The organism is Clostridium puniceum, assembly GCF_002006345.1.
Classification (GTDB): domain Bacteria; phylum Bacillota; class Clostridia; order Clostridiales; family Clostridiaceae; genus Clostridium; species Clostridium puniceum.
This window is the reverse complement of the sequence record NZ_LZZM01000223.1, coordinates 97,354-117,285: the sequence shown is the minus strand read 5'-3', so window position 1 is coordinate 117,285 and position 19,932 is coordinate 97,354. Positions and strand designations below refer to the sequence as shown.

Below are 19,932 nucleotides of genomic sequence, written 5' to 3'. Positions count from 1 at the left end.
CTATATAAGTTCTAATTAAGAAAGTTCATAATTTAGTTGGTTGTCTTATCCAATCACTCTAATATAGAAATTAAATCTTAATGAACAAAATTTTTTTAGAATATATATAATCAACAAAATCTTATTTAATTAATCCCTTCTCTGTAAATACCACTTTCTTATAATTTCACTACTTTCTTCACTCGGATAATACATCTTATCACCACTTGTTTCACCTATAGCAAATATTGAAAATCCAAGATGCCAAGATTCATTTTCAAAAGCTCTTCTATACGCTTCAAAACAATTTGCTTGCTCTTGATTATTACTAATATGAGAAATTTGCGGATCATATGGAGCAACTGAAGCTTTATTGGTTCTAGGAAAACCTAACTCACCAAAGAAAATTGGTTTGTTCCATTTATCATAAAAATTCTTTATTTCCTGTTTTATATTTTGTTTTCTATTATATATTGTTGAACTTTCCAACGCTTTTTCCAAATCTTCTACAGTATTAGTTTCATTATTAGTAAGTTCAAAATATGATGCTATAGAAATAAAGTCTAATTTTGAAAAGAATATATTATTTAATTTCTTTTCGTATTTATTAGTTAAATTAGGCTCCCATTCTATTGCAGTAATCCAAAAATTTGTTCTATAAGTTATTAAACCTTTATATTGTTTTCTAACATAATCTATCATGTCACACATATAACCTTCATTATCTTCCATATTAACAAAGCTTGTACCTATGTTAAATGCATCCACATGATAAGGCACAGCAACATCCTTAATCAAAACATCCAAAACATTATGCGTCCAATTATAAAAAAAGTCATTTATATTATCAGGCTTCCAAACTGTTTCTCCTACACTTCCATTTTCTATCCATGGATAAGGTTCTAATATTATATTTATCTTCTTCCATCTTAATTTTTTAATTAATTCTATCGCACGCTTTTCACTATAACTATCTACAGTCATATTACTTGAAGTTCTATTATCAATATTTATTACTACAGGAACATTTAAAGTATTTAATTCAAGCTTATCTATATCTTTAAGTACTTGTTCCATATTATAATCAGTAGATAAGTTACCCGATTTGATTTTTGTTCCGAATTTAGCATTTAATGTCTTTCCCTCTACTTTATTAATCATTTCATTAATTACACCTCTAGAATTAACATTAATTTTATAACTATAAAAAGCACCTAAAAATATACTTAATATAATAATTGTTATGATTATCCTTGTTTTAGTCATTTTTTCCCCCTTGAAATTATAATATATTCAAAAAATTAATTGCCATTTTATAAATCAACTTCTACGACTTATCTTAACAAATATATCCTATTATAACATATTGATTCAAATACCATATTACTTATTTTTTTAAATCATTTTTTTAGAGTTTAATAATTTAATCAAAATTATTTATAAATCTCTAGTTTTTTAAATTAAATATATAAATTTGCCTATTATAATATTAAAATTAACGCAAAAAGAGATAGCCATTATAGCTACCCCTTAAACTTTAGTTCTTCTATCTTCATTTCTTTAGTATATTTAATATCACTATCATTTGTACATTTTCATGTTCTTTAGTATGTTTATATAATAACACAATATGACAAAATAGTCTACATTATTCAACAATGTGTCATTGATTATTTTTCGACAAAATCATAGCAATATTTACTTGATATTTTTTGCACTATTACAAATCCATTCCTTCTACCAGAAATTCAAACACAATTATAATTATAAATAAAATTATATGCACTGTACTAAAAATTTATTACATTATATTCTGAATAATTTATGTCTAGTTTTCCTTGTATCTGAATATTTTATATTAACCCATTTAAAAATTTTATATGAGGAGGAAATCTAAAAATGTTATTTCTATTACTATTACTATTGAGTGGAATATGCTGGACACTGGTTTATGTTCAATTAATTATTCTAGGTTTTAAGGAAAAAACCTACGGAATGCCATTTATTGCATTAGCACTGAACTTTGCTTGGGAATCAATTAATTCTTTTATTAATTTAAAAAACGATATTTTAAACCTTCAGACCTTCATCACCCTAGTCTGGTTTCTTTTAGATATTATAATTGTATATACATACTTAAGATATGGAAAACAACATTTTCCAAAATATACAAGCAAAAAATATTTCATGCCTTGGACTATAGTAATATTTCTAATGGCTTTTCTCATTCAATACTATTTTTTCATAGACTTTGGAACCTTAGGAGGAGTATATTCGAGATTTCTTCAAAATCTTATAATGTCCATCTTATTTATTAACATGCTTGTAAATAGGAATAATCTTAAAGGTCAAAATCTATCTATTGGAATATATAAATGGATAGGTACTCTAGCTCCTACTATTTTATATGGTGTCTTTCATGAATATAAATTAATTTTAATTCTTGGTTTTTTTTGTTCATTATTTGACATCTTATATATATACTTCTTAAATAATATAAAAAAAGTCTCTTCTAATTATTCAAAGTTCAACTATAAATCTAGTTAAAATTTTATATTAATTTAGCTAAACTTACAACATAAACCAAAACAATACTCCTACTAATATCTCTGCTTAATTCCAGTTTCTAAAATAAAGTGGATTATAGCTTAATTAACACTGAATAATTAAACTATAATCCATATAAGTATTTTTATTTATACAATTTCTTCTATACTCAATAATCTTGGTTTATTACCCTTTTGAATTTTAATATATATTTTTGCCATAGTCATTTGCAAATTTTCTATTATTGTTTTTACCTTACAAATAAAATAATAATCTTCCCCTTCATTAGTAATTACTGCTACAGGATTAAAATTCCATCCCTTAATTCCATCTAATGCCCTAGTTAATATTTTTTTATCATCTATTGTAACTTTATCTCTAATTTTTAATTCTTCATTACCTTTTATCATAATACCAACTCCCTCTTTAACAATTATTATATTATTCTTTTTTGTCAGTTCTTTGTCAATTATCTGAATATTTTCTTAATATCTTCTAAAAAAATTTTAAAGTTCATTGCTACTGCACCGGCTCCACTAATGCAATAAATATAACCTAATGATACGTTGATAAATAATTCCATTAAAATTTTTAATTCTAAATAATATGAAAAAGCAGCTATATCAGCTACTCTTTCAATTAAATTTGCATATGCATTACATTATTTAACCATAAATAAATTATTTTAAACTATCCTATATATTTTGCAATTAGTTTTTTACATCATGCGTCTAGTCATTTATTCAGCATATAACTTTTTTGAATGTAATTTTATTATTACAATATATATATTTTTTTATTTATTCTTCCTCTGTCTTTTCTTCAGTCACTGTTTTTGGCTCTTCCTCTAATATTTTATCTATATTTAAAGTTTCATTTATACTAAACTTACTCAATTGTTCCTTAAGTTTTTCATTTTCTTCTTTTAACTTAGTATTAAAAATTTGCAACTGTTTTAGATTATCTACTTGATTTAATACCATCTCTTTCCCAGCATTAGCACCTCCAATAATAGTTTTCCTTAGTTCTATAACATCTGCCTTTGTTAATTCTGGAAATTTAGCAAGTACTGTTTTTTCAAACTTTTCCACTTTTGATATGAATTTATTTTCTACTGTATTTGAAATTCCTAAATCTGCATTTATCATATTCCAAATTTCTTTTGCTTTCAAAATATAATTAGGATGCTTTACTATTTTTTCTTGCAATTTTGATCTATCTAATTTACCTTTTAAAACCTTCTCTATTTTTTCAAGCATTGTTTTTAACATACAAACTCCTTCTTCCTATATATAATGCCTTTTAGTTCTATAATATATGAAACAACTATCCTAAAAGCTACTCCTATTTCACTTTCGTATGTAATAAAAAATCTTACTTTTTGCATTTGATTCATATCATTTACAAAAGTCGCTGCAAAAAATTCTTCTTCTAAATTCTAGCTATATTATATTTTTTAATACAAACAAAAGGTGCAGCCAAATTAATGACTGCACCTATATATAAATTATGAGGGATTGGGGTTGGGATTGGGGGATTTTGAGTTTTATTCTTTTGTGTAGCTATATATTAACACATTGTGACAAAATATTCTATATTTTTTCAAAAATTTTTCAAATTTTTTTTCGACAAATCATTTTTAATATTATAGTAATTAAAATTATTGAAAAACAATCCTCTAAATATAATTTTCAATATGAAAATCTCTTTTAAATTCTACATTATATTAAAAATACTAATTTTTAAATTTAAATTCATATAATTATTCCAATTATTAATAAATAAAATAAGTGCAAATGCTAAATCACTTATTCTAGTTTAACACTCACACTTATTTATTTACAAAAGCATTCCTATATAACTTAAGTTTTTATAGAATACTTTTTTCATTTTTAGTTTCTAAAATCAATAAACCTTCTGAAACAAAAAAACAACAATCCTATCCATTTCAAAAGTAAAATTGATATAATTAATTTTTGATAAAAACTATTTTATAGACTTAAAATCTGCAAATGGATAAAATATAAATTGTGCTTTCCCTTCTATAGCAGAACTATCTATGTATGGGTTTATCCAATATCTTGCATCCTTTGATACTGGTCTATTATCACCTAAAAAGAAGTATTTTCCTTCTGGCACTTCAAAAGTACCACTATAATTATCTTTATTTTTAACATAATCTTCTTGTAATTGTTCTCCATTTATAGATACTATACCTTTTTTTATTTCTATTTTATCCCCTGGTAGTCCTATTAGCCTTTTTACTAATCTTTCTCCAAGTTCATCTGAATAAAATACAATTACATCGCCTCTTTTAAGATTATGTAAATTGTATATCCTAGTTACAACTGCTCTATTGCCTATATTTATAGTCGGAATCATTGAACCTGTTGGTACCTGTACATTAAAAAATACAAATTTATTTAACAAAAGGTATATAATTGCCGCACTAATTATTGGCATTACCCAATCTTTAAAAAATTTAATAATATTGTTTTCTTTTTTGTCAATACGTTCTTCCAAAATAGCCCCTCCTAAATTAATAATTTAATTGTCAATTTTCTTTTGAAACACACCTATACGCATATCTATAGTAATAAAAAGTGATTCATAAGACTCTAACTTTTCTTTATTTTCAGGTGTAGATTTCCAATAATGTGGTGTCATTTTTAATAAACTTAGTATCTCTTCCTTATTTAATTCAATCTCAAACGTAACATTAGATTCTTCCACATATTCATTATCCTCATTACTTGCTCTATATACCTTTTCATTTAAATGAACTTCTGAATAAATAATATTTCTAAGTTCAATTAAATGATTAATTCTTGGAAGAACTCTTATAAAAATTCCATCATCCTTTAGAATTCTATTACATTCATCAATATCTATAGGACTAAATACTGAAAGTATACAATCCATAGATTTCTCACCAACTGGAATATTGAAATTATTACCAACTGCCCAAACACAATCTTTATTTGTTTTACCAGCATATTTCACCGCTTCTTTAGAAACATCTATACCATAATAATTAGCTTTTATATTTTTTTCATCCATATAATTCTTAAGATTTATCAAATAATAGCCTTCACCACAACCTAAATCCATAATATTAAACTCGTCTCTATCATGCTTAGTTAAATATTGAACAATCCTTTCATTGATTTTGTCAGATAATTTCTTATAATACCCCTTAGATAAAAAATCTATTCTTGCTAGAACCATTTCTTTAGAATCACCCGGGTTTTTACTTCTTTTTTGATTACTAATTAATAAATTTACATATCCTTCTTTTGCAATATCATACGCATGATTACTTTTGCATTTGTATGTTTTATTTAAAGTGTCTTTAATCAAATTTTCTTTGCAAACAGGACAAAGTAATAATTGATTAGCAAAATTATTATCCATAATATACAGCTCGCTTTCTATGTCTTTACAATCTCTTACTATACACTTTTTCTAGATCTTTATCAACTATTAAAAGAAGTGAAAATTTAATTTAAGCAGCTTAATCTAGAATTTAACCTGTAAAATATTCGATATACGTTAAAGCTTAGTATATTAATTTTCAGATATTTAACATAAAAAAATAGATTAAACATCAACGTCTAACCTATCCTTACGAATAATTACTGAGCTTGCAAAAACTTTTCATAATTCTCTATTTTATCCTCTCTTTGATTTTTTTCTAACCACTCATTGTAATTTAAAATATTTTCTTCTATCTTCATTATATTTATAAGATTATTATTAGCTTTCTTTCTTTCTACATACATATTAATCTTTATTAAATTTCCCATATTCCTCACATCCTTTTTAAAACATATAATACCATTAATTTTTGTCAATTATGTGTCTATAAATATAAATTTTTAAACAATTTATATTTAACTAGTATATTATTTTTAATTGTTGTCTAAACTTCTAATATTTATATCTTTGTACTTAATTTATAATTTTTGAGGTAGCAAAAATAATGGCCACCTCAAAAATTTATGGAGAATTAAATTAATGAAATCAGTATCTTTTGTATATTTATATATTAACACATTATTTTTTAAAAGTCTATATTAATTAATAACTTTTATCGTTTAACATTTCAAATTATAATATTGCTTTATGACTCCGTAAATTCTTTCAATATTTTTTATATTAACACATAATAAATTTTTACACGCTTTTTTCAAAACAATCCAAGACTATTTAAGTTGCATATTTATTATTATATTTTTTAATTAACTCTATTACTACTTTTATATATATTTCCGCTTCTTCTGCATCGTGTATTTTTTCATAAGTAAAAATAGTTCCACTTCCATGAGTTTTTCCTATTTGACTAACTTTAAAACCCTTACTATACTCTGAAATATATACTTCTATTATGTCATAGTCAAATTGTTCCTTATTTTTTATTAATTGACTTACATTTAAATTTTGATATTTTATTTCATACTCTAAATTTTCCATATTGGCTCCTTCCCATTTAATCTAATGAGCTTTTATGATTTTACCATTTGTTCATTTTTCTCATTATATTTACTAATTAAACATATATTAATTATTGTTAAATTATACCGATAAAAAACAAAAGTATCACAAAAATATTATATCATTAAATCTTAAAATACAATGATCTATATAAGTTCTAATTAAGAAAGTTCATAATTTAGTTGGTTGTCTTATCCAATCACTCTAATATAGAAATTAAATCTTAATGAACAAAATTTTTTAGAACATATATAATATTAAAAAGATAAATAAAGTAGGTGCGTAAACATGAATTATATAATTTATGATTTAGAATTTAATCAAAAAAATAATGAATATATAGAAAATGAAAATAATCAATTTTCTAGTATTCCTTTTGAAATAATTCAAATTGGTGCAGTAAAATTAAACGAAAACTTTGAAACAATATCTACATTCGACGCTTTAATTAAACCAACTATTTATAAAACTATTCATCCACTTGTAGAGAATTTAACTAAAATAACAGATGAACAAGTTTCTTCTTGTAAAAATTTTATTGCTGTTTACAAAGATTTTCTAAACTTTATTGGAGATGATGAAACAATATTATGTGTTTGGGGCACAGTTGACATTAAAGAACTTATGAGAAATGTTAAGTTTTACAGTTTATCTACCTCACCAATTTTTAAATATATTGATCTTCAAGCATATGCTTCAAAATATCTTAAAACAGAAAATAAATTTAAAATTGGCTTAAAAACTGCAATTGAACTTTTAAATATAGCAATTGAAGGTGATTTCCATAATGCTTTTTATGATGCTTATTACACTGCAGAAATTTTTAAAATTATTCATAATCACAATATGAAGCCTATAATCTATACTTCTTCATCAGACAAGAGGAAGTCAGCTCAACATAAACAAAAAATAAATACAATTTCTTTGATAAAACAATTTGAAAAAATGTACAATAGAGAAATGTCTGATGAAGAAAAATCTATAATAAAACTTGCATATATTATGGGTAAAACTGGTCAATTTAAACAATAGAATATTGTTTATACTAAAATATACATTAGATAAATATATAATTATCTATGGTGATATTGGCCTTCTTTCCATGCACCATCTGGCCCTAGATAATATTCCCCAATATAAATGTCCCTAACCATTACCCCTGAGGTATTTAAATAATACAGATTCCCTTTGTATTCAAACCATCCTGTGATCATTTCTCCAAAGCTATTTAAATAATACCAATTTCCTTGATCTTGAATCCAACCGGTTAACATCTTTCCGGTGCTTTGATCAAGGTAATAATATTTTCCTTCACTTTTAATCCATCCTGTTCTTGCCAATCCGTCTTCATTTAAGTAATACCAATTTCCATTAGATTTACACCATCCAGTTTCTATATCAGTTCCACTATAGTAACGCCAGCTATTATCTACATTTATCCAACCTTCTGCATTTGCTTCTATTAGTTTAATTTCTCTAAATGTAAATAATGCAGTTAGAGCAATTGCAATTATTAACACTTTCTTTAAACTTTTATGTTTTATCATTATATCATCCTCTCTATCTTATAGAATTTATTCTTACTTAATATTTTTATTAAGCTAACTTATAAAATAGAATAAAGATAACCTTAGCAAAAAAATTTACCCTCTAGTAAAATTTTTCATTTTTTACTAGAGAGCATGTATTTAATAAACTTTTTCTTTTAAATAATTTTTAGCAACTCAATTTTTGTTCTTAAACTGAGCCCAAAATTCCATTTTTTAGCAAAAACTTCATTACAATTTATTTATATTCTTTAACTTCTTCTTCTCCACTTAGGATTCTAATTACCCCTTGTGCAAGGGCAAGCATTTCATCTTCACCAGGATAAACAACTATAGGAGCAATAAATCCAACCTTTTCACTAATTAAGTTTACCATTGGCTTACCGTAAGCCATACCTCCAGTTAAAATTATAGCATCTACTTTACCATTAAGTACTGCTGCTGCTCCTCCTATATCTTTTGCTACTTGATATCCCATAGCATCATGTACTAATTTTGCTTTTGGTTCGCCTTCCACTGCTCCCTCTTCTACAATTCTAGCATCATTTGTATTAAGATAAGCTACAAATCCGCCTTTTCCTGTTATCTTCTTTAAAATTTCTTCTAATGTATATTTCCCACTAAAACACATTCTTGCTAAATCACCAGCTGGAACACCACCACTTCTTTCTGGTGAAAATGCCCCCTCACCATCAAGAGCATTATTTACATCAATTATCTTTCCATTTTTATGTGCTCCTACAGAAACACCGCCCCCCATATGAGCGACTATAACATTTATATCTTCATATTTTTTTGAATTTTCTTTAGCATATCTCTTAGCTACTGCTTTTTGATTCAATGCATGAAAAATACTTTTTCTTTGAAGCTCTGGTATACCTGATAATCTTGCTATTTCCTCCATTTCGTCCACTACTACTGGATCTACTATAAATGATGGCTTACTAATGGAATTTGCAATTTCATTAGCTATTATAGCTCCAAGATTAGACGCATGCTCTCCTTGAACACTTTCTTTTAAATCTTTTAACATTGCATCATTTACATTATAAGTACCACTAACTATTGGCTTTAGAAGCCCCCCCCTCCCAACAATTGCATTCATTTCTTTTATATCTATTTTGTTCTGCTGAAGCATTTCTAAAATAAGCTCAATTCGAAAACTTTTTTGATCTAATATATATTTAAATTTACCTATTTCTTCTGATGAATGTCTTAATGTTTCTTCAAATATTTCCTTTTCATCTTCATATACTGCTATTTTAGTTGATGTAGAACCTGGATTTATTATTAATAATTTGTAGCTCACATCTTTTCCTCCCCTATGTTTTTATTTTTTATATGTTGCTTATTATAATATGTTAAACGTTTTCTTGCAAGTTAAAATATTACTATAATGTCTTATACAATCTTTTTATAGAATAGATGACATACTTGTTTTTAATTATAACTAATTTTATTATTTTTACTTAGCAATAAAATTAATTACTCATTTACCCTCCTTTTTAATTTAAACGTTTATATTTTTCTGTATTTACATAAATAGATAATATCATTTTGGCTCAACGTTTGAAATATTAGAAAATTTTAAATTATATTTTGTAAATTAAAAATAGTTTGTGTGTTTTTTAACAATTTTATTCAAACCTGCCTATTATTTTCGTTAAGCTTTCCATACAGAAAAGTAGAGGTAACTCCTCTACTCCTTTCAATTTTCTTCTATTTCAGTCTATTTATTAGATTAGCCATTTCAATAGCTGAAACTGCGCATTCATACCCCTTATTTCCAGCTTTAGTTCCTGCTCTTTCAATTGCTTGTTCTATATTATTTGTTGTAAGTACGCCAAACATTACTGGTTTTCCATTTTCAAGAGAAACACTTGCAATTCCCTTTGAAACTTCTGAACAAACGTAATCATAATGTGAAGTCGATCCTTTTATTACTGCACCTAAACATATTACTCCATCATATTTTGGATTTTGTGCCATTTTCTTAGCTATTAATGGGATCTCAAATGCACCTGGCACCCATGAAATATCAATATCCTCTTCTTTAACTCCATGCCTTTTTAATCCATCTAAAGCTCCATCTAAAAGCTTACTACCTATAAACTCATTAAATCTTCCTATTACAATTCCAAATTTTAATCCTTCTGATACTAAATTTCCTTCAAATATATTCATTATTTTTCCTCCAATTTTAATTATTTTATATAAATTTTTGCATAAAATTATTAACTAGTTATATTATTTTACTTTTAATTTTTATAGTAAACTAAACTTAAATTATATATTGAATCAGTATTAAAAAATAATATATTTAAGTAATATAACTACTTACAAAAATTAAACTACGTCGTGATTTATCAATAAAAATAAACGCCTAATTGAAAATATATTAATATTATATATTTAATATATGATTCATTCTTTCTTTTTTAGTTTTTAAATAAAATTCATCACTTTTATTTATTGGCATTTGTATTGGAACTCGTTGAGATACTTCAATATTATATCCTTTAAGTCCCTCTATTTTTGCTGGATTATTTGTAATTAACCTAATATTATTAATTCCTAATATTTTTAAAATATCCGCACTTACTTTATAATCTCTCATATCTTCTTTAAAACCTAAAGCTAAATTTGCATCTACAGTATCTAGTCCTGTATCTTGAAGTGCATAAGCCTTTAGTTTATTTAAAAGACCTATTCCTCTACCTTCTTGTCTCATATATAAAAGTATTCCTTGACCTTCTTCTCTTATCATTTCCATTGCTGCTGCATATTGTTCACCACAGTCACACTTTCTAGACCCTAAGGCATCTCCTGTTAAACATTCTGAATGAACTCTTACAAGGATAGGTTCTTCTCCATTAATCTCTCCTTTAATTAGTGCTAAATGACATTTTTCTGTACCCTTTTCATTAAAAGCTACAACTTTAAACTCTCCATATTTAGTTGGTAATTTAGCTTCTATTTCTTTAGTTACACTTAAATGTATTTCTTTTCTATATTTAATTAATTCTTCTATAGTCAAAATTTTCAAACCATGTTCCTTAGCAAATTTGATTAAATCATCACGTCTTGCCATAGTTCCATCATCATTTACTATTTCACATATAGCTGCTGCACCTTTGAACCCTGCAATTTTGGCTAAATCTACAGCTGCTTCAGTATGACCAATTCTTTCTAAAACTCCTTTTTCTTTAGCTATTAACGGAAATACATGACCTGGTCTTCTAAAGTCATTTACTTCTGTTGAGGTTACAAGCTTGTTTATTGTATAAGCTCTTTCAAATGCTGATATTCCTGTTGTTGTATCCTTGTGATCTATAGCTACTGTAAATGCTGTTTCATGATTATCTGTATTTTTTTCAACCATAGGATTTAAACCTAGGTTCACTGCAATTTCTTTTTCTACCGGTGCACAAACTAACCCTCTCGCATACTTAATCATAAAATTAATATGTTCTCCTGTTGCAATTTCTGCTGGAATTACCAAATCTCCTTCATTTTCTCTTCCCTCATCATCAACCACTATTATCATTTTTCCTTCTTTAATATCCTTTAAACCTTCTTCTATACTATTAAATTTCATCTTCTTCTCCCCTTAATTTATATATTTTCACGTAATTTTAATATGATTGCCTTTCTATTAAAATTTGTCTGTATATGCTTTAGTAAATAGACTGCATATATAATAACTGTACCTAATATTAATGTAAGAAACTATTTTTCAATAGAAAGGTTACTTAAAACCACTATTCATCAAAAATTCCATGGTTATATTGCTCTTTTTTATTTCTTCATTTTCATCTTTTGGAGTAAATAACTTTTCTATATATTTTCCAACTAAATCACACTCTAAGTTCACTTTAGAATTAATTTTCTTGTTAAGGAGTATGGTATTTTCTAAAGTATGAGGTATAACAGAAACTTTGAACACTTCATTATCAACATAAGCAACTGTTAAGCTTATTCCATCAATCCCAATTGAGCCTTTATATATGATGTATTTTAAAACATCTTTTGATGCAGAAATTGTAAGCCAAGTTCCATTTATTTCTTCTTCTATTGAAACTATTTCTCCAATTCCATCAATATGCCCACTTACAATATGACCTCCTAGCCTATCACTGAAGCTTAGAGCTCTTTCTAAATTTAGTTTATCTCCTATTTTTAAGATTCCTAAATTGCTTTTAGCTAAAGTTTCGCCCATTACATCTGCCTTAAATGAAAGTATACCCATTTCCTTAACAGTTAAACAAACTCCATTTGTTGCTATACTATCTCCTATTTTAGTATCCTTCAAAACTTTATTGCATTTAACTTTCATAACTCCAAATCCATTATCTGTAGTAAGTTCTTCTAACACTCCAATTTCTTCAATAATTCCAGTAAACATTTTTTCTCCTTATTTTCTATATTTTTAAATTTTAATTGCATTAACTTTAATAAATATAATAAAACTTATTTTTAATTTTTTTGTTAGTTAATATTATTTTATATAACCTTCAATTACTAAATCTTCACCAATTGTTCTATAACTTATATCCTTCAGATTAGGTGCTTCTTCTAATTCTGAAAATCCCATTCCAGCTATACAGCTTTTGCTCTTTTTGCCTCCTAATATCTTAGGTGATATATAAAAAATAACTTTATCAACTATCTTCTCTTCTAATGCAGAAAAATTTAACGTTCCTCCTCCTTCAATAAGAATTGAATCTATACCTGCTTTACCAAGTTCTTTTACAAGTTCCTTTAAATCTACTTTATTATTATTTTCCGAAACTTCTATTACTTTGACTCCTAAAGCTATTAACTTCTGCTTTTTCTTTTTATCTGAATTTAACGTAGTTGCAATTATAGTCAGATTATTATTATTTTTTATTACTTTAGAATCCAGTGGAATTCTGAGCTTAGTATCTACAACAATTCTTATTAATTTTTTTTCATCATTAATTCTACATGTAAGTTCTGGATCATCAGCAATAACCGTATTTATACCTACCATTATTGAATTCAATCTATTTCTTAACTTTTGTGAGTCTTCTCTTGATTCTTTAGATGTAATCCATTTAGATTTTCCACTATAAGTTGCTATTTTCCCATCAAGTGATATTCCACTTTTTAAAATTACAAAAGGTATTTTTGATGTAATATATTTTATAAATATCTCATTAATCTTTTTGCATTCTTCTTCTTTAATACCAACTACAACTTCAATCCCATGTTGCTTTAATTTTTCAATACTCTTGCCTGCAACTAGAATATTAGGATCTAACATTCCTATTACAACCTTTTTGAATTTTTTTTCAATTATTAAATCTACACATGGTGGTGTTTTTCCATAATGTGCACAAGGTTCTAAAGTTATATAGATTGTACTTCCTTCTACTAGGCTCGTAGAATTTTTAACTGCATTCCTTTCAGCATGTGCACTGCCATAACATTCATGATATCCTTCTCCTATTATTTTTCTATCTTTAACTATAACTGCTCCTACTAAAGGATTAGGATTTACTTTACCAATTCCTTTCATAGCTAATTCTAGCGCTCTTTCCATATATTTCTCATCCAAAAGTTATCATCTCCCTCTACTATATTTTTACCCATTATAATTTTCTAAATTCAAAAAAACTCTGAAGTTTTAAAAATCTTCAGAGTTTTTATTACAATCACAATTATTAATTTTATTTAAAATTAAAAGTTCAAAATAATTTGCCTAAATTTTGATTGTCATACATAAAGGTATAATCATAAACTTACATTGGTTTATATATTTTCCAGAATACCGTATGCCTTTAAACAACAAAAACCCTGAATTTCAAAAAAATTCAGGGCAAAATACAAATTAATATAAATATTTAAATTCTTAATTTTAAATATAAATAATATTTATTACTATCTTCTTCCATCCAGACTATACTGTCGGCTTCGGAATTTAACCGAATCTGCTTTTTTAGCTTGCGGGCTGTACCGCCGATAGGGAATTTCACCCAACCCTGAAGACACTATTTAATTTTCTATTATAGATTACCATATCATTATACTATTGTAAAGTATTAACTGAATTTTATTATATCAAAATCTTTTTTCTTTTCCTTAATCCATTGAATCATCTTAGGATCCTTCCAAACTTCTAACCCTAAACTAGCATATCTTATTGCTTCTTCTTCACTTCCAAATCTAGCTATGTATGGCAATGTGCTTGGAATTCTTTTTTGTTTTACTATATATTGTATAACAAAAGGATTTCTATTATATGCTCTTCTTAGTGCATTTTCTGCTGCTTTGATTTCATTAGTTTTATATAAAAATGCAACTCTACTATAGTTTATGGTTGCTGAATTATCTTTTTCATATTTTTCTAATAAATCTTTTAATTGTACATATCTTTCTTCTATTAAAAGCCAGTTTGCTAATAAATTTCTAACCATTAAGTTATCGTACTCATTATATTTTAAAATATCAATGGCATTTTCTATTGCTGCTTCCTTTTCTCCACTTTCCCATAAGTGAACTGCCAAAGTATATTTAGCACCAAAAAAAAGTTCAGATATTTTTAGTTTGAAAATTTCAGTTGGTGCAGCTTCTAAATCATCTATTTTTAATACATTCTTTGCTGATTGAACTGCTTTTTCTAAAAGTTCTTTCTTTTGAACATTATTTAAATTAGAATCTTTTGATAAGATAATATATGCATCAGAACAATCTGCATATATTTCCAATGCTTCTTTTGCATATTTTGCTTTATTCTTATAATTCTTTTGTTTCCATGCATTTTCAATAATATTTTGAGCTACTAAATACTCCTCTTTAATATCAAATTTAAAAATTTCTTTTTCAGCTTCTTTATTGACCTTTTTTTCAGAATCTACTGTAAACGCTGCCTCTTGTATACTCTTTTCTTTTTCTATTAACCATTTTGTATTTTCTTTTGATAAATTTAATAAATTCTTTACTTCTTTTGATTTGCTAGAGCCTGTACTACTACTTACACCAAATTCTTTATATAAATCAACAGCCTTAATATATGGCTCTTCTTTTGAATCAAATAGATTATTTACAGTTCCTATAGCATGAACTATTCCTACTGCCCAAGAAAAACTTTTTCCTTTTTTCAATTTATCCTCATTATTAAAAAATAAAGTTTCAGTTGCTTTCACACAAATATTCTCATATTCTTCATTAAGATATTCGTTTGAAAAACTCTTTATCTTATTAATTATTTCTTCATACTTGCTAGCTATTACGTTAGATAATTCTTGCATTCTTTGATAGCTCCTTTATTAAAAATCTTTAACAAATTTGATTTTATCCTATAACAAGTACTATTTACAAGTATATTCACCAAATTTATATTTTAAAATTTAAGTTATGTATATTAACACATAAAAATACCAGATATTGTTTTTTTAAATTTAATCACGTTATATTATAGCACATTAATTACAATTATATCTACTTATTAATTTTCATGTTGCTTATTTTTTATTATATTTAAATTTCATTTATTATTTATTTTATTTATATACTTTCTATTAATATTTTAGTATAATTTTATAAATTTTTAATAGATATATAATAACTAGTGCATATAAAAAGACAAAGTATTCTAATACTTTGATTTACTATACCATTTCATTTTTAGCAATATAATTATCAAATATCAATAGTCTGCTTATTATAACTTTTTATATGCAGTATCAATTTGAACAGGAAATATTTATGCTAACTACAAGCTTATATAATTTATGTGTTTTGCTTTCTACTCCTTATGAAAAACTAAATTTACTCCACAATAATACAGAGCATTTAAGTTATTTTATCTTTGAAGAAATATACTTAGAGAAACTTTTTTATTTTAAATGGAAAAATTTTTTTAATTCTTCCTTTAACAATTTTAAATTTTATTATACTTATGATATATTAAGTGAAAATTCTAATTTTATAAAGGTAAAACTTAACTTAAAAGTTTTTTTTACAATAGAGCACCATCCAAACAATATACCTTCTGGATGTATTTATGAATATATTGTTATTTTAGAACACTTTAATAATAAATCTAAAATACAATTTTTAATTGAGCACGAGGAAAATCCTTTTTTATATAACTCAATATTAAAAACTGATTTGCATGAATTAACTAATTTAATTTTTTCTACTAAACGAAGCTCATGGTTAAATAAACTTTCCTCCCTTGAACTATTGTATAAAAAATTTAGGACTTCTATTTCCTCTACTATCAATAATAATAAAACTCAACGTACAGATTCAACTTTTAATATAGCAAATGCTTGTGCTTATGCTGAAACTTTTGCCTTAAAACCAAATCCTAACTATAAGTCTTTCGAAAACACTGGTGGTGATTGTACAAATTTCATTTCACAAATTCTTTTTGCTGGCGGTTTAAAACAAACTAAACTTTGGAAACCATATACTATGCCTTGGATTAGAGTTGAAGAAATTTATTTATATTTAACAACACAAAAGTTAGCCACAAAACTTCCCAATAAAAATTCATTATCTAAAGGATGTGTAATTCAATTTTCAAAACCTGAAATAGGAAGATTTTTTCATAATGGATTTATTACTTATGAACTTCCAAATAATGATTATTTATATTGCTGCCATAGCTATAATAAATTAAATTATCCTCTTAGTCAGATTTTTCCTCATAGATACCCAATCATTAGATCCTTGAAAATAAATTAAAATATTTATAAAGACTTGTATGTTTTCAATTAGAATCCTATTGTTATACATTAGTATTTGTTAAGGAACTCCTAATTTATCACTTAAATTATAGCAAAGATTAAATACTGCATTTGGTTTTAGAATTATGCAGAATAAAAACCATACATAAATAAGGGGGGTATTCCCATTTACGTATGGTTTTTTGTTATATATTACTTTTATTATTTAAATAAAAATTATATATATTAAACAGTTATTTCACTCTTGATCTTTAAGGCTTCTTCATTAACCTTAATAATTGGATCTACATATTCACTAATAAACTCTGTAACTTGGCTCGGTGCTCTTCCAACAAATTTAATTGGATCAATAATTGCTAAAATTTCTTCTTTAGAAAGACCAAATGAATCATCATTTATAATTCTCTCTATCAAGTCATTATCTAGACCTTCACCTTTCACTCTTTGAGCTGCTGCCATTGAATGAATTCTGATATTCTCATGTAATTCTTGTCTATCCTTGCCTCTCTTTACAGCTTCCATCATTATATTTTCAGTAGCCATAAATGGTAATTCTCTAAGTACATGCGCTGCTATTACTTTATCATATACAACCATGTTTTCTGCAATATTTATATATAGATTTAATACTCCATCTAATGCTAAGAAACCCTCTGCAACAGATAATCTTTTATTAGCTGAATCATCTAAAGTTCTTTCAAACCATTGAGTTCCTGCTGTAATTGCTGGATTTAATGCATCTACTATTACATATCTCGCTAATGCACTAATTCTTTCACTTCTCATAGGATTTCTTTTATATGCCATAGCTGATGACCCTATTTGATTTTTTTCAAATGGTTCTTCCATTTCCTTCATGTTTTGAAGTAATCTTAAATCATTACTAAATTTATAAGCACTTTGAGCCACTTCTGATAAAGTATTTAAAATTATTGAATCAAGTTTCCTTGGATAAGTTTGACCTGTAACTCCATAACTCTTATTAAAGCCCATTTTTTCTGCTACTATTTTATCTAATTCCTTAACTTTACTTTCGTCTCCATCAAAAAGTTCCATAAAACTAGCTTGAGTGCCAGTAGTTCCTTTAACTCCTAAAAGTTTTAGTGTTGATAATAAGAAATCTACATTTTCGATATCCATCACTAAATCTTGCATCCATAATGTAGCTCTTTTACCTACTGTAGTTAATTGAGCTGGTTGAAAATGCGTAAACCCTAATGTTGGCATATCTTTATATTCTAATGCAAAATTTTTCAAATGGTTTAACACTGTAACTATTTTGCTTTTAACCAAATTTAATGCATCTCTCATTATTATAACATCTGTATTATCTCCAACATAACAAGAGGTAGCTCCTAAATGAATAATTCCTTTAGCTGTTGGACATTGAAGACCATATGCATGCACATGACTCATAACATCATGTCTAACTTCTTTTTCTTTTTCAGCTGCTTCTTCATAGTTTATATCATTAATATGCTCTTTTAATTCTTTTATTTGCTCTTGAGTTATATTTAATCCAAGCTCTCTTTCACCTTCTGCAAGAGCCACCCACAATTTTCTCCAAGTTGTAAATTTCATATCATCTGAAAAAATAAAACTCATTTCTTTAGATGCATATCTTGAATTTAAAGGTGTGCTATATAAATTTCTCATTCAAAAACCTCCACACGAATATATTTTATACTTTTTCTTTCAATATTCGTATTATATCATATTTTTTTGATTTTTGCCTATTATTTTTTTATTTTCAAACAAAAATGAACTGTCTTAAAGTAGAAATTAAATTTCTACTTTAAGACAGTTCCATTTCTGTATATTAGTCTTCTAAAGTTTCAACTAATTTAACAAGTTCTTCAACAGCTAAAGCTTCGTCATCTCCTGAAGCAACAACTTTGATTAAAGCATCTTTAGTTACTGCTAAAGATAAAACACCTATTAAGCTCTTTACATTTGCTTTCTTTCCGTTGTATTCTATACTAACGTCTGATTTAAATGATGAAGCTTTCTTAACTAATAATGTTGCTGGTCTAGCATGAAGACCAGATGAGTTTTTTACTGTAACTTCTTTTGCTATCATTAAAATACACCTCTTTACAAAAAATTAATAAATATAGCATTTAACTATTATAGTATAATCGTTTTTACAGATAATTTCAACTTAAAATTACTGCTTGTTCATGAATTAAAAATAAAAAATTTAATTATCTAGGTTGTACTATTAATTTTATGGCAGTTCTTTCTTCTCCATCAATTTCTATATCTGTGAAAGCAGGTATACATATGATATCCTTTCCACTAGGTGCCACAAATCCTCTTGCTATAGCAATAGCTTTAACTGCTTGATTTATAGCACCTGCTCCAACCGCCTGAATTTCTGCAATATTCTGATCCTTAATTATAGCTGCTAGTGCACCTGCTACAGAGTTAGGATTTGACTTTGTTGATACTTTTAATACGTCCATTTTTATTATTCCTCCTAGAATTTACTCTACAAATCGTTTACATCGTAATATATTCTATAACTTTCCTCAAATTCCTTTTTTTAATTTTAAGAATTCTAAAATTATTTTTGCTTTAATAAACAAATATACTAATTTATTTGAGATAATTTCAAGTTTGAGAAAACGTTATCTTTGTTCATA

The 19,932-nt window shown here is 26.0% G+C and carries 20 protein-coding genes and 1 riboswitch; of the genes, 3 read left to right on the top strand and 17 right to left on the bottom strand.

Annotated elements, in window-relative coordinates; all coding sequences use genetic code 11:
- Nucleotides 1–129: 129 nt before the first annotated feature.
- Nucleotides 130–1,245: a glycoside hydrolase family 113 gene (locus CLPUN_RS23915; RefSeq protein ID WP_077849714.1), complete on the bottom strand. Its 1,116-nt coding sequence runs from the start codon at nt 1,243–1,245 to the stop codon at nt 130–132.
- A 633-nt stretch (nt 1,246–1,878) separates the two neighbouring features.
- On the opposite strand from CLPUN_RS23915, the gene CLPUN_RS29845 reads away from it, so the two are divergent.
- Nucleotides 1,879–2,526, top strand: a complete 648-nt coding sequence (locus tag CLPUN_RS29845; protein ID WP_077849713.1) for a transmembrane-type terpene cyclase — start codon at nt 1,879–1,881, stop codon at nt 2,524–2,526.
- Between the two features lie 149 nt (nt 2,527–2,675).
- Here CLPUN_RS29845 and CLPUN_RS23905 read toward each other — a convergent pair whose 3' ends face one another.
- From CLPUN_RS23905 to CLPUN_RS23885, 6 genes are all read right to left on the bottom strand, one after another.
- Entirely contained in the window at nt 2,676–2,936 is a 261-nt protein-coding gene (locus tag CLPUN_RS23905) for a cupredoxin domain-containing protein (RefSeq protein WP_077849712.1), read from the bottom strand.
- A gap of 390 nt (nt 2,937–3,326) precedes the next feature.
- The gene (locus CLPUN_RS23900) at nt 3,327–3,797 is read right to left on the bottom strand and encodes a hypothetical protein (protein ID WP_198944402.1); all 471 of its coding nucleotides are present in this window, start codon (nt 3,795–3,797) and stop codon (nt 3,327–3,329) included.
- Between the two features lie 715 nt (nt 3,798–4,512).
- Complete coding sequence (gene lepB, locus CLPUN_RS23895) at nt 4,513–4,989, bottom strand: signal peptidase I (RefSeq protein WP_143329123.1); 477 nt, start codon at nt 4,987–4,989, stop codon at nt 4,513–4,515.
- 84 nt (nt 4,990–5,073) lie between these two features.
- A complete protein-coding gene (locus tag CLPUN_RS23890; RefSeq protein ID WP_077849710.1) occupies nt 5,074–5,940 on the bottom strand; it encodes a putative RNA methyltransferase in 867 nt (288 codons plus the stop codon).
- Nucleotides 5,941–6,161: 221 nt separating this feature from the next.
- On the bottom strand, nt 6,162–6,332 hold the full coding sequence (locus CLPUN_RS28260; RefSeq protein WP_198944401.1) for a hypothetical protein: 171 nt from the start codon (nt 6,330–6,332) through the stop codon (nt 6,162–6,164).
- Between the two features lie 403 nt (nt 6,333–6,735).
- Nucleotides 6,736–6,999 (bottom strand): hypothetical protein, encoded by a 264-nt coding sequence (locus CLPUN_RS23885; protein ID WP_077849709.1) that lies wholly within the window; start codon nt 6,997–6,999, stop codon nt 6,736–6,738.
- A 309-nt stretch (nt 7,000–7,308) separates the two neighbouring features.
- On the opposite strand from CLPUN_RS23885, the gene CLPUN_RS23880 reads away from it, so the two are divergent.
- Nucleotides 7,309–8,052, top strand: coding sequence for a 3'-5' exonuclease (locus CLPUN_RS23880; RefSeq protein ID WP_077849708.1), 744 nt, complete (start codon nt 7,309–7,311; stop codon nt 8,050–8,052).
- 41 nt (nt 8,053–8,093) lie between these two features.
- On the opposite strand, the gene CLPUN_RS23875 is transcribed toward CLPUN_RS23880, so the two are convergent.
- The 7 genes from CLPUN_RS23875 to CLPUN_RS23845 all read right to left on the bottom strand — a co-directional run bounded on the left by CLPUN_RS23875 (nt 8,094) and on the right by CLPUN_RS23845 (nt 15,841).
- Complete coding sequence (locus tag CLPUN_RS23875) at nt 8,094–8,567, bottom strand: cell wall-binding protein (RefSeq protein WP_077849707.1); 474 nt, start codon at nt 8,565–8,567, stop codon at nt 8,094–8,096.
- 238 nt (nt 8,568–8,805) lie between these two features.
- Complete coding sequence (buk, locus tag CLPUN_RS23870; protein WP_077849706.1) at nt 8,806–9,876, bottom strand: butyrate kinase; 1,071 nt, start codon at nt 9,874–9,876, stop codon at nt 8,806–8,808.
- Nucleotides 9,877–10,286: 410 nt separating this feature from the next.
- Nucleotides 10,287–10,751 (bottom strand): 6,7-dimethyl-8-ribityllumazine synthase, encoded by a 465-nt coding sequence (gene ribH / locus CLPUN_RS23865; RefSeq protein WP_077849705.1) that lies wholly within the window; start codon nt 10,749–10,751, stop codon nt 10,287–10,289.
- A 220-nt stretch (nt 10,752–10,971) separates the two neighbouring features.
- Nucleotides 10,972–12,165: a bifunctional 3,4-dihydroxy-2-butanone-4-phosphate synthase/GTP cyclohydrolase II gene (locus CLPUN_RS23860; protein WP_077849704.1), complete on the bottom strand. Its 1,194-nt coding sequence runs from the start codon at nt 12,163–12,165 to the stop codon at nt 10,972–10,974.
- Between the two features lie 150 nt (nt 12,166–12,315).
- Nucleotides 12,316–12,972: a riboflavin synthase gene (locus tag CLPUN_RS23855; protein WP_077849703.1), complete on the bottom strand. Its 657-nt coding sequence runs from the start codon at nt 12,970–12,972 to the stop codon at nt 12,316–12,318.
- Between the two features lie 93 nt (nt 12,973–13,065).
- A complete protein-coding gene (gene ribD, locus CLPUN_RS23850) occupies nt 13,066–14,148 on the bottom strand; it encodes a bifunctional diaminohydroxyphosphoribosylaminopyrimidine deaminase/5-amino-6-(5-phosphoribosylamino)uracil reductase RibD (protein WP_077849702.1) in 1,083 nt (360 codons plus the stop codon).
- A 321-nt stretch (nt 14,149–14,469) separates the two neighbouring features.
- Nucleotides 14,470–14,584, bottom strand: a riboswitch (FMN riboswitch).
- 48 nt (nt 14,585–14,632) lie between these two features.
- A complete protein-coding gene (locus CLPUN_RS23845; RefSeq protein ID WP_077849701.1) occupies nt 14,633–15,841 on the bottom strand; it encodes a DUF6398 domain-containing protein in 1,209 nt (402 codons plus the stop codon).
- Nucleotides 15,842–16,778: 937 nt separating this feature from the next.
- Between CLPUN_RS23845 and CLPUN_RS28970 the strand changes: the two genes are divergently transcribed.
- Nucleotides 16,779–17,285 carry an amidase domain-containing protein gene (locus CLPUN_RS28970; protein ID WP_242954242.1) on the top strand — a complete coding sequence of 169 codons (507 nt, stop codon included), beginning with the start codon at nt 16,779–16,781 and terminating at the stop codon, nt 17,283–17,285.
- Between the two features lie 227 nt (nt 17,286–17,512).
- Here CLPUN_RS28970 and purB read toward each other — a convergent pair whose 3' ends face one another.
- The 3 genes from purB to CLPUN_RS23825 form a co-directional block, all read right to left on the bottom strand.
- Nucleotides 17,513–18,943 carry an adenylosuccinate lyase gene (purB, locus tag CLPUN_RS23835; RefSeq protein ID WP_077849699.1) on the bottom strand — a complete coding sequence of 477 codons (1,431 nt, stop codon included), beginning with the start codon at nt 18,941–18,943 and terminating at the stop codon, nt 17,513–17,515.
- Nucleotides 18,944–19,106: 163 nt separating this feature from the next.
- Entirely contained in the window at nt 19,107–19,367 is a 261-nt protein-coding gene (locus CLPUN_RS23830) for an HPr family phosphocarrier protein (RefSeq protein WP_077849698.1), read from the bottom strand.
- Nucleotides 19,368–19,491: 124 nt separating this feature from the next.
- Nucleotides 19,492–19,752 carry a stage V sporulation protein S gene (locus tag CLPUN_RS23825; RefSeq protein WP_077849697.1) on the bottom strand — a complete coding sequence of 87 codons (261 nt, stop codon included), beginning with the start codon at nt 19,750–19,752 and terminating at the stop codon, nt 19,492–19,494.
- Nucleotides 19,753–19,932: the final 180 nt, after the last annotated feature.

Excerpts from the sequence above, each read along its gene's own strand:
- CLPUN_RS23915 (WP_077849714.1), bottom strand. The coding sequence starts at position 1,245 with ATGACTAAAACAAGGATAATCATAACAATTATTATATTAAGTATATTT.
- CLPUN_RS29845 (WP_077849713.1), top strand. The coding sequence starts at position 1,879 with ATGTTATTTCTATTACTATTACTATTGAGTGGAATATGCTGGACACTG.
- CLPUN_RS23905 (WP_077849712.1), bottom strand. The coding sequence starts at position 2,936 with ATGATAAAAGGTAATGAAGAATTAAAAATTAGAGATAAAGTTACAATA.
- CLPUN_RS23900 (WP_198944402.1), bottom strand. The coding sequence starts at position 3,797 with ATGTTAAAAACAATGCTTGAAAAAATAGAGAAGGTTTTAAAAGGTAAA.
- lepB (WP_143329123.1), bottom strand. The coding sequence starts at position 4,989 with ATGCCAATAATTAGTGCGGCAATTATATACCTTTTGTTAAATAAATTT.
- CLPUN_RS23890 (WP_077849710.1), bottom strand. The coding sequence starts at position 5,940 with ATGGATAATAATTTTGCTAATCAATTATTACTTTGTCCTGTTTGCAAA.
- CLPUN_RS28260 (WP_198944401.1), bottom strand. The coding sequence starts at position 6,332 with ATGGGAAATTTAATAAAGATTAATATGTATGTAGAAAGAAAGAAAGCT.
- CLPUN_RS23885 (WP_077849709.1), bottom strand. The coding sequence starts at position 6,999 with ATGGAAAATTTAGAGTATGAAATAAAATATCAAAATTTAAATGTAAGT.
- CLPUN_RS23880 (WP_077849708.1), top strand. The coding sequence starts at position 7,309 with ATGAATTATATAATTTATGATTTAGAATTTAATCAAAAAAATAATGAA.
- CLPUN_RS23875 (WP_077849707.1), bottom strand. The coding sequence starts at position 8,567 with ATGATAAAACATAAAAGTTTAAAGAAAGTGTTAATAATTGCAATTGCT.
- ribH (WP_077849705.1), bottom strand. The coding sequence starts at position 10,751 with ATGAATATATTTGAAGGAAATTTAGTATCAGAAGGATTAAAATTTGGA.
- CLPUN_RS23860 (WP_077849704.1), bottom strand. The coding sequence starts at position 12,165 with ATGAAATTTAATAGTATAGAAGAAGGTTTAAAGGATATTAAAGAAGGA.
- CLPUN_RS23855 (WP_077849703.1), bottom strand. The coding sequence starts at position 12,972 with ATGTTTACTGGAATTATTGAAGAAATTGGAGTGTTAGAAGAACTTACT.
- CLPUN_RS23845 (WP_077849701.1), bottom strand. The coding sequence starts at position 15,841 with ATGCAAGAATTATCTAACGTAATAGCTAGCAAGTATGAAGAAATAATT.
- purB (WP_077849699.1), bottom strand. The coding sequence starts at position 18,943 with ATGAGAAATTTATATAGCACACCTTTAAATTCAAGATATGCATCTAAA.
- CLPUN_RS23830 (WP_077849698.1), bottom strand. The coding sequence starts at position 19,367 with ATGATAGCAAAAGAAGTTACAGTAAAAAACTCATCTGGTCTTCATGCT.
- CLPUN_RS23825 (WP_077849697.1), bottom strand. The coding sequence starts at position 19,752 with ATGGACGTATTAAAAGTATCAACAAAGTCAAATCCTAACTCTGTAGCA.